This is a genomic window from Tenacibaculum larymnensis, assembly GCF_028829235.1.
In the GTDB taxonomy this organism is placed as follows: Bacteria; Bacteroidota; Bacteroidia; order Flavobacteriales; family Flavobacteriaceae; genus Polaribacter; species Polaribacter larymnensis.
Genome location: NZ_JAIWJY010000004.1, coordinates 367,646 through 381,319, shown reverse-complemented (window position 1 = coordinate 381,319; position 13,674 = coordinate 367,646). Strand labels below are relative to the sequence as shown.

The window sequence follows — 13,674 nt, the reverse complement described above, 5'->3', positions numbered from 1 at the left end:
TAAAATTACTTATTAATACCATCCATAATCATGATACTTAAATGCATGTATATAATCTTTATACATTCCTTTTATGTACATGTTAGATGAACCTGGCCACATGTAAGCAAACCAGTTAGTATTGTGTATAAATAAGTTGTCTTTTCCTGTTTTACGGTTGTCTACAATTAATTTATCACTACTTCCAAGATTCCAGCCACCAATCCAGTCGCTTTGATAGTTTACACTTACTGTACTACCATTGGTAATTACACGTCCTAAGTATTGAGTAGACCAATCTTGATTATTGAATACATATAAATCATCTTTTCCATCACCATTAATATCAGCAACATAAAACTTATCACGGTTATTCATATTCCAACCTGGTAAAGCATCATTATATCTTTTAATATATTTGTATTCATTTCCGTCAGATCTAAGCAATAATAGATATTCAGGCCCCCAGTTTGTACCATTAAAAATATAGACGTCATCTTTTCCGTCTCCATTAATGTCAGCAATATGGTATTTATCACCAGATTTACTTGTCCAGCCTGGTAAACTAGCAAAATATTCTTTGGTTTTTGTTAGTGAACTTCCTGTAGATTTAAACATTCTGGTAACTTTAGAACTTGTATTAAATAATACCAATTCTTCTTTATTATCACCCGTATAATCAGCTACAAAATACTTATCAGTAGAACTCATGTAATGACCAGGTAAATATTTGTCGTATCTTCTTACATAAGAAAAGTTACTACCAGTTGACTTGAACATTCCCATATACCCTTGATTCCAGTTAGTAGCATTAAAAATGTAAAAATCATCTTTTCCATCTCCGTTAAAATCAGCAATAAAAAATTCATCACCATTACGCATCTGCCAACCAGGAAGGTTGTAATATATCTTTTTAACACATTCAAACCCATCAGGAGTTGATTTTAATATTCCTAATCTTGAATATTGATTATTAGGATAGAATACAAGTAAGTCATCGTAGCCATCACCAGTAAAATCTCCTACATAAAACTTGTCTTTTGAAGATACATACCATGTGCCACCTGGACCTTTAACCCTTTTTGTGGTTACATAAGAGTTAGCGGGACGCGTTATGTTTGCTCCACTACCTGTAAAACCTTTTGGGTGTTCGGTAGGGTAGGCTGCAATATAGTTTCCATAGTGAAGTACCACATCGTTATAGCTATTTCCTTGAAAATTACCTACTATTGGTTTGTTAAAATTGTAATTACTTTTTGATTTATTTCTTTTCCAGAATTCGTTATAACTTGGTGGATTAAAAAGGTTGGTGTTTCCTCTCATTGTGCTATTGGTTGAAGGACGGTAAATACACGTTGTATTATAGCGTCCACCTTCAAATCCATCTACATTATATTCAGATGGAGATCCAGTAGTTACAGTACTTCTAGCAAATTTATTCCACTTGTTTGGATTATTATTTTTATCAACATTAACTGCAGAAGGATTGGTTCCGCTAAAACAACCAGGTCTAGAATATTCGTCGGCTAGTTTACCAACTGAGTGCCCTAATTCATGTAATAATACATTGTTACTAGTAGATTTGGTAATAGATAAAACTTTACCATAAGAGCAACCTCCAAAACCAGATTCATTTAAGATAACCACTACAAAATCAGCACCAGATAAACCAACTGTGCTTAAAGCGTTATTAATTTTGGTATCGGTATTTCCAGATTTTGACATCCAACAACAATTCCAACATCCTGAATATCTAAAGTTTAGTGCTGTATTTCTACTACTAGCTGGATTGTTACTACAGTCGTCATTGTCACATGTGTATTGAGTTACTCCTGATTGACTTGAGTTTAAGTTTACTCTGTATACATTAAAAGCATCTTGTAATTCAGATAAAACATTGTCTAAATTACCGTTTTCATGTGTAAACATTGCTTTAAAATAATCTGCAACCAAATTATTAAATTCAGTTTGGTTAGATGAAGTAAATCCATCTCCCATGAATACAATATCAAATTTTGATGCTGAACTTCCATTATAAAGTAAGGTGCTTTTTGTTTGTGAATAAGCCGTAACAGCTAGAAAGGTCATTAATATTATTAGTGTTTTATGTAGGTTTTTCATTTTTTCTGATTATTGGTTAGTAATTTTTTTCAGTTTAGAAAAGTCAGCTTTAGGAGCTGTTCTTACGATTTGAAAAGAGGAGTTTAAATCACTTTTTCTTAATTGCTTCCTATTTACTCTTTGTAAAACATTTTTAGCTTTAGAAACATCTTTAAACTTAACTAGTTTTAAATCTAATTTTTCTGAAGCTACTTTAGATTTGTATTTAATAGGCATCTTTACAGAAACATAAGCTTCTTTTGCGGTGAACTCTTTATGATCACTTTTTTTAGGATCAAAGATTGTTCTATAATTAAGAGGGTTTTCAAAAGTTTCAGCAAGCACAGTATTATTACCATCTAAGCCAATGATGGCCCAATCTCCAGATTCTTCAGTTGGTAAAGAGTAACTACCTTCTGCTTCAGTTTTTGAAACAGGAGTCATTCCGTTGTTAGTAATTTTGTATGTTACTACTAAGTGTTTTTTACTGACTCTGTTTTTTTTGTTTTGTAATCTAAGTTCAGGAGATAGATTGTCAATTTTCCTAATACTCCTAGCAGAAGCAGGTTTAATTCCTCCAGATTTACTCATTGCTGTAGTACCTCTAAACCTTACATTTTTAGGTTTAAAAGGATCTTTAACATTTTTTATGTTCTTAAAAGTGTTAATTCTTTTTACTTGAAGTAAGTTAGTACTGACTCCCAATTTAGGCTTGTTTTTGTCTATATTTTTGTTTTTATCATTTGTTTGTTTTAGTAAGAGTAATTTTGAAGTTTTTAAGCTTACTAAATTGTTAGTAGTTTTAGAAATCATATTTTTTTCTCCCTCTTTAGAGTCTATCTTATAAAAGTATTTGATGTTAGAAGGAATGATTTCTGAAAGGGCACGATCAACAGGTGTGTTTGCTAATTGACCTGTGACATTAAATTTTTTATTGTCTCCAACTATAAATAAAAGAAAGTTTTGTTTAGAAAGCTCTTTTATAACTGAAGAAATAGGGGTTCTGTTTAATTTACCTGATAAGGTGTGGTTGTTAACGTTATACTTAATGTTTACTTGTTGTGAAAACAAATAATTAGTCATAAGTAAACAGATTACTACAATAGTTAGTTTTTTCATTACAGTGTTTTAAGTTAATGAGTTGATTATTAGTTTACAAAGTTACTTTGAGACTTGTTTTTTAGGAGAATGCAAAAGAATGGTTTTAAAGGAGGGGTTTTCCCTCTTTTTCTATAGGTTATATATTGTAGATATGATATATTTTTCCTTGAAAAGAAGAGTAAAAATATGGTTATAAGGAAGTAGACCAAAAACACATTATCCATATAACTGTGTAGTTATATGGATAAGTAAAAGTTAAATTAAAAAGTAGAATGTTTTATTCAAAAATAGCGACCGCTCTTACTGGCGATCCTGTTCCTCCTCTAATTTTTAAAGGTAAGGCTATAAAGCGAAATCTGCCTCTGCCTATTAATTTATCAAGGTTTATCATGTTTTCATAATGAGTAAACCCCATTTCTCCACAAATATGATGTACTTTTTTGTTGGATACTTTAGGAACACCAGGAGACATAGTTTCTACACCAAAAGCAGCAATTTTTTGTTCTCCAAGCCAAGTGGCACATTCAGCTGTAATACCTGGACCTTTTCCCCAGTTTTCAGTATTAAAATGTTTAGCGTAGTGGTTTGTACAAATAAGAACAGTATCACCTTTTTTTATGCTGAGTTTTTCTTTTTCTAACTGTTCTTTAACTTCTTCAGAAGTAATTAATTCCTGTAAGTTTTTATGAGAAAAATCTAAACAAATACCTTCAGTATAAAACATAGAAAGTGGCATAGTATCTATAGATTTTCCTTCATGTTTAGCAGCCATATGGTTTAAAGCGTCAACATGAGTTCCTGTGTGTTCTCCCATTTCTAGTTTATATACAGCAGGAGTTTTAGTAGTAGGATTTTTAATTCCGTCCCATTCTTCATGGGTATTGTGCACAGACATTTTAACTTGTGGAAGACTTTTATAAACTGGCATTCCGTCAAAAATATCTTGACTTAGATCTATAATTTCAGTCATAGTTATAATTCAATCTTCACGTTATAATTTTTAAGCTCTTCGATGTAGTTTTGAGCAGTAAAATTATCATTATCAAACTTCTCTTGTCTATTTTTTTTCATCTTAATTCTATGGATAGCTTCTAGAAAGCGACGCATTTCATTATCATCATTAATAATAATTCCAGGAACTTTGGCATTGTCACCATTATCCTTTTTGGCAACCATAGTAAAATAAGAAGAATTACAGTGCTTGGTCTTTCCTGTTTGTATATTTTGTGCTTCCACACGTATCCCAACTACCATTGAAGTTTTTCCAACATAATTAATAGAGGCCTTCATGGTAACTAATTCGCCTACTTCAATAGGGTTTATAAAATTAACGGTATCTACAGATGCTGTTACACAATAGGTTCCTGAATGTTTAGAGGCACAAGCAAATGCAATTTGATCCATTAGCTTTAAAATATATCCTCCGTGAATTTTACCACTAAAATTAGCATGAGAAGGAAGCATTAACTCAGAAATAGTAATGCGGGTATCTTCTATATTTCTATAAATATTATTGTTCATTATCTTTTCTTATTCCTCTAAAGTGAGGAGATTGTTCTTCTTCAACATGAGTTATAAAATACTTTGTGTCACCTAACCAAAAGAAAGTTCCAAAACGCTCTTTGTAAGTAACTTTTACATAGCGACCTTGGTATTCTTGAAGTTTCTCTATAACTTCTTTTTTGTTGTCTTCTACAGAAAAGGCAAAAATTTGTGCCCCAGAAATACCTTGGCTAATTTCGCCTTCCCAAGTTTTTACTACTACACCTTTATAGCTAATTTTAATGAGTTCACCTGAGCGAACACCTTCACTATAAGGAACAAAATAAATAAAAGCATAGTATAGCGCTGCTATAAGAGCAATGCCAATTAAAATTAATCCTAAAATTTTTTTCATAGTAACATATTGAAGAATGTATAATAACAAAAGTAAGGTTTATATTTTGACTTGTAAAATGAATTGAAAGTGGTAAGTTTGTGATGCTTCAAAAAATGATTAATATGAATTATATTTTATTTGATGGTGATGTACGCACAGCCTTATTACCATTTACATATACGAGACCAGTAGCCGATATTAGAGTAGGGATTTTAACCATTAGAGAAAAGTGGGAAAAATATTTAGGTTTAACAACTACAACTGTAACGGAAGAGTATTTAGAAGAAAAATACCCTATGGTTGAAATGGAAGAAAATGTATTGTTAAATGCTTCTTTCTTGCCAACTAAGCCTTTGGTTGAAATGGTAAAAAACCTGCAAGCTAATCAAGCTATTTTCAAAGGAGAGGATGTAATTGCTTTTTATGCTGCCGATACTCAAGAAGAAGTAGATTTTTCTTCTTATGAGCATATAGAATTTGAAGATGATATAATTCAAATAAAAAATACTTGGGATATTTTCTCATTAAATGATAAAGCAATTAGAGCTGATTTTGATTTAATTACTGAAGGAAGAAAATCACAACCAATTCCTGAAACTGTTAACTGTGTTAATAGAAATGACATTTTTGTAGAAAAGGGAGCAAAATTAACTTTTGCTACGTTAAATGCTTCTACTGGACCAATTTATATTGGGAAGAAAGCTGAAATAATGGAAGGGGTAGTTGTACGAGGTGCTTTGGCCATGTGTGAAAACTCAGTATTAAAGTTAGGGGCAAAAATTTATGGAGCTACTACTTTAGGACCTTATTGTAAAGTAGGGGGAGAGGTAAACAACTCAGTATTATTTGGGTATTCAAATAAAGGACATGACGGATTTTTAGGAAACTCAGTATTAGGGGAGTGGTGTAATATAGGAGCAGATAGTAATAATTCTAACCTTAAAAATAACTATGCTGAAGTTAAGTTATGGAATTATGAAACTGGTCGTTTTGCTAAAACTGGATTACAATTCTGTGGATTAATGATGGGAGATCATTCAAAATGCGGAATTAATACGATGTTTAATACAGGAACAGTTGTTGGTGTTTCTGCGAACATTTTTGGCAGTGGGTTTCCAAGAAATTTTGTTCCTTCATTTAGTTGGGGAGGAGCTTCAGGATTTACTGAATATAAAACAAATAAAGTCTTTGAAGTAGCCGATGTAGTAATGAAAAGACGAGGTATTGAGTTCGATGAGAGAGAAAAACAAATTCTAGAACACGTTTTTGAAGAAACAAAACAATATAGAAACTATTAAACTATAAGAAAAAGGCTTTACATTTTGTGAAGTCTTTTTTAGTTAAAAACGAATCCTGAAAACAAAATTAGGAGTTACTCCTAAAGACATTTTATCTACTTCTTTTAGTTTATATTCAATTTCGTTATCTGAGTTTCTAATAGGAATAGCGTTATAGGTTCTACTTAAAATATTTTTATTATTGAAGATATTAAGTAAAGAGACCCCTAATTTACCTTTCCATCTTTTAGAAAAGTTAAAAGAATAGGTCATAGAAGCATCTATTCGACTATAATTAGGTAGTCTAAGAGCATTGATATTATCTGAGTCTAGGTTAATGTAAGGAGCCCCATCGTCATCAGTATAAAACTCTTTAACAGCAGTGTAAGGATTACCAGTTCTATAAATCCATCCAAGAGAGAATTCGTAATTATTTAACTTGTAGGCATGAGACCATGAAAAGTAGTTAGTAATATCGTGATTAGCAGGGAAAAACTTGTTTTCTAAATCTAAGAACTTAAATCTATTTTTAGTGTATGAATAATTAACCCAAGTTCTGTAATTGTTAATTTTTTTATTAATTAGTAAGTCAATACCATATACTTTGCCCTTACCATTAGAAAAGTCATCAGTTTGATCATTATACCCACTTGTTTGCGATGTCATACCGCTAACTTTTTTATAATATGGTTCAATATCTATTTTCCAATTATCTTTATTAAAAAGGATTCCAGTAGAAACCTGCAAACTTTTTTGCAGAGGAATATCGTCGTTATTAACTTGAGCCCATATTTGGTTTTCTAAATCAAAGCCTAAACTAGAGGTTTGAAATTCTATAATTTGACTTAATGTTTGATGTTTTTGTTCAAAAGAAGCTTTAATACTTAAGCTTGAAGCAAGTTTTTTCTCAAAATATAACCTAGGCTCTAAAACAAACTTGTCAATTTTAGAAAAGTAATTAAATCTAATTCCAGAGTTTATATTCCAATCATCATTATCGTATAAATATTCAGCAAAAATAGAATGAGTGTTGTTTGTTCCTTTATCTTTTTGTATTGAAGAGTATCGGTTTTCACCTTCTACGTCAGCTAAATATTTTAATTCATAAGCAGCTTTGGTTGATGTAAATTCATAACCCCAAAATAAATCTTTTCTATCATTAAAAGAGTAGTTCATGTTATATGAAATACCAAAATCAGTTAATGAGTTGTTTTTTGAAGACAATAAAATAAGGTAATCATCTATGTAATTGTAGTTACCAACATAATCTAAGTGAAAACTAGAAAAATAACTTTTTATACTGTGGGTCTTTTTTTCAGATGATTGTTTCTTCCAGTTTGCGCTTATACCAGTATTATCGATATCTAATTTGTCATTGTATTTATCTTGGTATGTTGGAATTGTAAAATCATTAAACATTTGATTTCTTGTGTGTAAGAAACTGATGCTTAAAGACTCATCTTCATTAGGTCTGTATATAAACTTGGTAGTATAGTCCGAAAACTTAAATTCGTTATCTCTTTCAAACTTAATACTTTTATCTATAATTTGGTTCTCTTGATTATCATCAAATGTTTGAAAAACACGCATAGACAACTTATCAAAAGTAAATGTCTTTAAAACATCAGAAAAAGATCTTCGAGCTGAAAAAGAAAGTGCAGTTTTTTCTGAAAAAGGAACAGTAATAAGAGCATCAGCATGCGTCATATTCAAACCAAAATTCCCTGTGATTTTTTCTGGTATTTTTTCTGTTGTTTTAATATCTATAACACCGGAAACTCTATTTCCATATCTGGCACCTGTACCACTTTTAGATAAGGTAACTTCTTTGGTTGTATATGGATTGAAAGCAGAAATCATTCCAAAGAAATGCCCAGAATAATACATTTTTATACCATCCCACAAAACTAAATTTTGATTAGGGGTACCACCTCTTATATAAATACCTGCTGCTGTTTCGTTAGGACTTTGAACACCGGGAATAATTTTTAAACTCTCTAACACATCTGGTTCTGTTAAACCAGGAAGAACACCTAATTGTTTAGGAAGTATGGATATAGCTCCATTTTTCTTTTTATTAATACCAGAGGTAATATAGTTTGTTACAAGTATCTCTTTTAAAAGATTGTACTCATTAAGTTTGAAATTAGAATTTTTAGTTATGTAATAATAACGTTCATTAATTTGGTTAAAAATTAAAGGAGTTTGACGTTCAATTTCACCTATAAGGTATACTAGCTCACATTTTTTCTTTTTAAAAGAAAAGTTTTTTCCACGAATTATCTCTGTATTAAAAGAAAACTTTACGCCAAAATTGGTTTCTGTTTCTTTTAATACATCCAATAAAGGTGTATCAATAAAAGAAATGTCTACCTTTTCTTGAGAAAAAATAGACATCGCTAAGCATATAAAAAGTATACTTAATTTTATCTTCATTTACTATATGTCAATACAACTGAACTATTTTCTGCTAATTTATAAGAAATTTTCATAGGAGCAAAAACAGTTTGCAATGCTATATTAACATCTTCATGTGTAAAAGTACCTGTAAAACGTTGAGAGGTATCTATTCTTGAAGCGTCAAATTTTAATTTGAATTGATTTTCTAAAGCTTTTATAACTTGATGTAAAGGGGTGTTGTTAAAAGAACTTTCACCTTTTATCCAAGAAGGAGTAGTATCTACAAACTCCCATTTTTCACTAGAGTTACTATAGTTTCTGAAGGCTTTTCCTTTAGTTAAAATAACCTCCTCTTTATTTTTTGAAGTAACTTTTACTTTACCTTCGAAACATTTAACTTCAAAATAGTTTTCAGAAGTATTTACAGTAAACTTAGTTCCTAGCACAGTTACATTTCCTTCATTTGATTTTACAGTAAAAGATTTACCTTTTTCTACTTCAAAATAAGCTTTACCTTTTAATAATAATTCTCTTTTATCATTCCAATTTTGTTTTTTGTATGTTATTTCAGATTTAGGTGATAAATGAGCTTTAGAGTTGTCAGGTAAAGTAATTGTTAGTTGTTCTCCATAACCTGTAGAAAAATCAGTTGTATTATTATTAAAGTATAAAAAACTAATTAACAAAGCTATAGATGCAACTGCACCATACATCCAAGTAGGGATTAACTTTACTACTTTTTTGTTAGTTTTTGTTGGCTCTAAGTTTGTTTGAATTTTATTAAAAGCATTTTCTTTATTATAGGAAGGAGCTTTTAATAATTGTGAAGCATCATCAATAGCTTTAAATTGATGATAAACTTCGGTTTGTTGAAACTCTTTCAATTCTTCAGCCGATAGCTCATTGGCTATCCATCTCGCTAAAAAAGTTTCATCTTTATAATTTATTTTCATTTCCTATTATTCGTGCTATTTGTATTAAAAACAAGTAAAAGACTAATTACCCTACTACAAATATTGTTTTTTATTACACTTTACCTATTTGCTCTTTTAAAGTAAGCAGAGCTTTGCTCATTCTTTTTTCTACTGCTTTCACAGAAACTCCAACTATATCAGCAATTTCACTATACTTTTTTTTGTCTATTCGACTAAGTAAAAAAACTTCTCTTTGCTTTTCTGGTAAGTCGGCAATGGCTTTTTTTAATTTTGAATGAAATTCTTCTTCTTCTAAAAGAAATTGAGGTGTTTCATTAGTCTTACCAGAAGAAACACTTTGTTTTTGATGCTCTAATACAACCTTTTTGTGAGCTACATCATTTAAAAAATGATTATTAGCTACTGTATACAGGTAAGATTTAGCTTTTTCAAAATAAACTTTAGAGCAATTATTCCATAATTTTATATACGCTTCCTGTACGATGTCTTCAGCTTGCTGAGTATCACCGCACTTATAATATATATAATTTCTTAATGTTTGTGAGTGCTGATTAAAAATTTCTTTAAAATTATTCTGCTCACAAACAGACTTTAAGGGTTCTTTATTCATTTAGATTAAATTCTTAATCAACAGCAAATGTATGAAAATGTAATTAAGAGGTTAAAAAATTATTAATATAACTTATAAGTAGGTAGTTTTTTGTGTGCTTTTTCGTAATGTGGAGTTTTTTTGTAAACCCAATACAACTGTGCTTGTGAATTTTTAGCAAAATCTTCCTCAGATTTTAACTTCTCTAAAAACTCTTGTTTTATTATAGGGTTATTGTTTAAAAAGTCTTCAGCAATATCTTCAAAAACGTAAGAAGAATATCCTTCTTTTTGTTGTAATATAGTATCAAAGAAGTTCCAGTTAAAAAAAGAATCAGGAGCTTCTGCCTCTAAGGTTTCTAAAATATAACGTATTCCTGGTTGATTTGTTGGAATATAAATATCTCCTTTAGAAAATTTAATTTGTTGATTTCCTGTTCTTTCAACTTCAGTATTATAATGTAAATAATGACCTTCGTATGCCATTTTTCGAGTTTCAAATTCTTTAATGTGTTGAACTTCGACAGTTAATATGGTATCTTTTTGAAAACGAGTAAAATCAATTTTATTATTTTGTAATCGATCTACAACATTATGCCAACCTTTTTGTAAAATATATGCTTTTGGAATTGTAATTTCTTTGGTAGAAATAAAGTTGTTATAATAGGACACCTTTTTATTATAAGGTTTTGTTCTATCATAAAACAAACGCTTTCCATTAGTTACTTTGCTGTCTATAAGTGAACCTTCATAACCTTTAAAATGTAACGCATTAGGAGAATTTTTATCGACTTTAAAAGAAATAGGATACGTTTTTTTATTAATAACTTCTTCAACAGCTTTTTTTCGTAAACTTTTTATTTTGGCGCTGTTTTCTTTAGAAAAATCTAAAGTAGAAAATAATAGCTCATAGGTTTGTTCTACTCTAATTTTGTACGGTTTTAACATATGAGTTTCAACCATTAATCCTAACGTGTTGAATAGGGTAGTGTAACCAGTAGAATATCTAGGTGAATCGAAAAACTGTGACCATCCGTTTTCTGGAGTTGTTCCCCAAACATTTACATAAGGAGTAATAATAATATCTTTTTTTGCTAAAGACTGTTCTATTTGAGGACGCATTTTTGTTTCAATGAACTCACCAAGTTTTCCTCCTAATTTATTATGCTGAGTGAATAAATGAGTAATAGAGTACTGATAATCAGCACCATTACTTACGTGATTATCAATAAAAACATCGGGGTTTACAGTGTGAAAAATCTCAGCAAAAGCAGCGGCGTTTTTGGTATCTTGTTTAATAAAGTCACGATTCAAATCGTAATTACGAGCATTTCCTCTAAAACCGTATTCTTTTGGTCCATTTTGATTGGCTCTTGTGTATGAGTTTCTGTTGAATGCACCACCAATATTATATACAGGAATTATACAAATCAAAGAATTTTTGTATTTGCTTTTTAAAGAGTCATTTTGAACAATGTTTCTTAATAGTAACATTGATGCATCAATTCCGTCAGATTCTCCAGGGTGAATACCGTTATTAATTAAAACTCTATTTTTTGAAGAGTTCTTGAGTGCTTTAATATTGGTTTTTCCATTGGCATTGAAAACAACTAAATGTAAAGGTTTTCCAATATCTGTAGTACCTATTTCAAACAAAGAAATTTCAGGGTATATTTCAGCTAAACGTTCATAAAAAGAAATTACTTCTTGATACTTAGGAGTTTCTGTTCCGTTAGATGTTTCAAACAGTGTAGTGAAATCGTTATTCTTTTTTGTTGATTCTGGTTTACAAGCAACAGTAATTATTAGGAGTAGTACAAATAGTTTTTTCAAAGTAACGTATTTAAAAGTTTAAATTCTAACTGCGTCAGGTACTAATCCTGTATAGTCACCATTATTTCTGATTACATCTCTTACAATTGATGAAGAAATATAACTTTTACCCGAGGAGGTTAGTAAAAATACAGTCTCTATTTCAGAAAGTTTTCTATTAGTATGTGCAATAGCTTTTTCAAACTCAAAATCGGCAGGATTACGTAAACCTCTTAAAATAAATTGAGCATCTTGCTCTTTACAAAAGTTCACGGTAAGCCCACTATAGGTAAGCACTTTTATTTTTGGCTCGTGTTTAAAAGTCTCTTCTATAAAACGTTGGCGTTCTTCTAATGAAAACATGTATTTTTTATCTGCATTTACACCAATTGCAATGATTAACTCATCAAAAAGGGTAACACCACGTTCAATAATATCTAAGTGTCCTAAAGTTATTGGATCAAAAGATCCAGGAAAAATTGCTCTTTTCATTATATTTTGTCATTTAAAGCCATTTCAATAGCATTTCCGAATAATTCCGTTAAAGAAATACCCGCATGATTGGCTTGCTGTGGTAAAATACTTGCCTCAGTTAACCCAGGAACAGTATTCATTTCTATAAAATGTGGCTCATCGTTAACCAAAATATATTCAGAACGAGAAAAACCACGCATGTTTAAAATTTCATATACACGCTTAGCTACTTCTTTCACTCTTTTTCTTTGAGAGTCAGTTAAACGTGCAGGAGTAATTTCTTGTGACTCTCCTTCATATTTAGCTTTATAATCGAAAAAATCATTTTCTGAAACAATTTCTGTTATTGGTAGTACTTTTGTTACTCCTTTATATTGAATTACTCCAACAGAAACCTCAGTTCCGTCTAAAAAGCTTTCAATTAATATTTCAGTATCTTCTTCATATGCTTTTTCTATAGCAGGAATTAACTCTTCTTTAGTATATACTTTCGATATACCAAAACTAGAACCCGCACCATTTGGTTTTACAAAGCAAGGAAGTCCCACTTTTTTTATGAAAGCATCACAATCTATTTCATCACCCTTGTTTAGGTATATAGAAATAGCAGTTGCTATTCCGTATTGTTTTACCACGCTTAAGGTATCACGTTTATTAAAGGTTAAGGCCATTTGATAGAATGGGGCAGAGGTGTGTTTTATGCCAATAAGATCAAAATAGGCTAAGATAATTCCGTTTTCACCCGGTGTACCGTGAATAGCATTAAAAACACAATCGAATGTGATTTTTTGCTCTTTAACTTCAACTGAAAAATTTTCTCTATTTATTGGATATTCTACATTATTATCATCAACATATACCCATTTATTTTCTAAAATATGAACTTTAAAAGCGTTATACTTTTCTTTATCAATATGTTTGTAAACTACATTACCACTTTTTAGAGAAATTCCTACTTCTGAGGAATAACCTCCCATAATAATAGCGATGTTTTTTTTCACTTCAAATGTATTTCAATTACTGTTTTTATCATTGTTTGTCTAAAATCCAATCATTGGATTATACAAACTTACCAAAAAAACTCGTTTAAGACTTGTCGAATTTAAAATAGTAATATTTTTACTGTAAA

Annotated in this window: 12 protein-coding genes; 1 reads left to right on the top strand and 11 read right to left on the bottom strand. The window is 30.3% G+C overall.

The features are described from left to right. Positions 1–12 precede the first annotated feature (12 nt). The 5 genes from LCI24_RS08705 to LCI24_RS08685 form a co-directional block, all read right to left on the bottom strand. Complete coding sequence (locus LCI24_RS08705; protein ID WP_274640025.1) at positions 13–2,100, bottom strand: M64 family metallopeptidase; 2,088 nt, start codon at positions 2,098–2,100, stop codon at positions 13–15. A gap of 9 nt (positions 2,101–2,109) precedes the next feature. Then, on the bottom strand, positions 2,110–3,198 hold the full coding sequence (locus tag LCI24_RS08700) for a hypothetical protein (protein WP_274640024.1): 1,089 nt from the start codon (positions 3,196–3,198) through the stop codon (positions 2,110–2,112). 259 nt (positions 3,199–3,457) lie between these two features. Continuing rightward, positions 3,458–4,150, bottom strand: coding sequence for a cyclase family protein (locus LCI24_RS08695; RefSeq protein ID WP_274640023.1), 693 nt, complete (start codon positions 4,148–4,150; stop codon positions 3,458–3,460). Positions 4,151–4,152: 2 nt separating this feature from the next. Continuing rightward, positions 4,153–4,701 (bottom strand): acyl-CoA thioesterase, encoded by a 549-nt coding sequence (locus LCI24_RS08690; RefSeq protein ID WP_125344856.1) that lies wholly within the window; start codon positions 4,699–4,701, stop codon positions 4,153–4,155. Next, complete coding sequence (locus tag LCI24_RS08685; RefSeq protein WP_274640022.1) at positions 4,691–5,077, bottom strand: 6-phosphogluconate dehydrogenase; 387 nt, start codon at positions 5,075–5,077, stop codon at positions 4,691–4,693. The genes LCI24_RS08690 and LCI24_RS08685 overlap by 11 nt, the downstream gene beginning before the upstream one ends. Before the next feature lie 104 nt (positions 5,078–5,181). Here LCI24_RS08685 and LCI24_RS08680 point away from each other — a divergent pair, with 104 nt between their 5' ends. Continuing rightward, a complete protein-coding gene (locus tag LCI24_RS08680; protein WP_274640021.1) occupies positions 5,182–6,357 on the top strand; it encodes a GlmU family protein in 1,176 nt (391 codons plus the stop codon). Between the two features lie 42 nt (positions 6,358–6,399). Here the strand turns inward: LCI24_RS08680 and LCI24_RS08675 are convergent, their stop codons facing one another. The 6 genes from LCI24_RS08675 to LCI24_RS08650 form a co-directional block, all read right to left on the bottom strand. Next, positions 6,400–8,772 carry a TonB-dependent receptor plug domain-containing protein gene (locus LCI24_RS08675; RefSeq protein ID WP_274640020.1) on the bottom strand — a complete coding sequence of 791 codons (2,373 nt, stop codon included), beginning with the start codon at positions 8,770–8,772 and terminating at the stop codon, positions 6,400–6,402. Beyond that, positions 8,769–9,689: a FecR family protein gene (locus LCI24_RS08670; protein ID WP_274640019.1), complete on the bottom strand. Its 921-nt coding sequence runs from the start codon at positions 9,687–9,689 to the stop codon at positions 8,769–8,771. Before LCI24_RS08670 ends, LCI24_RS08675 begins: the two co-directional genes overlap by 4 nt. A 73-nt stretch (positions 9,690–9,762) precedes the next feature. Next, the gene (locus LCI24_RS08665; RefSeq protein WP_099214236.1) at positions 9,763–10,281 is read right to left on the bottom strand and encodes an RNA polymerase sigma factor; all 519 of its coding nucleotides are present in this window, start codon (positions 10,279–10,281) and stop codon (positions 9,763–9,765) included. Between the two features lie 62 nt (positions 10,282–10,343). Continuing rightward, positions 10,344–12,092: a M14 family metallopeptidase gene (locus LCI24_RS08660; protein ID WP_274640018.1), complete on the bottom strand. Its 1,749-nt coding sequence runs from the start codon at positions 12,090–12,092 to the stop codon at positions 10,344–10,346. An 18-nt stretch (positions 12,093–12,110) separates the two neighbouring features. Beyond that, complete coding sequence (gene coaD / locus LCI24_RS08655; protein ID WP_099214238.1) at positions 12,111–12,563, bottom strand: pantetheine-phosphate adenylyltransferase; 453 nt, start codon at positions 12,561–12,563, stop codon at positions 12,111–12,113. After that, complete coding sequence (locus LCI24_RS08650; RefSeq protein WP_274640017.1) at positions 12,563–13,546, bottom strand: D-alanine--D-alanine ligase; 984 nt, start codon at positions 13,544–13,546, stop codon at positions 12,563–12,565. The genes coaD and LCI24_RS08650 overlap by 1 nt, the downstream gene beginning before the upstream one ends. Between the last annotated feature and the right edge of the window lie 128 nt (positions 13,547–13,674).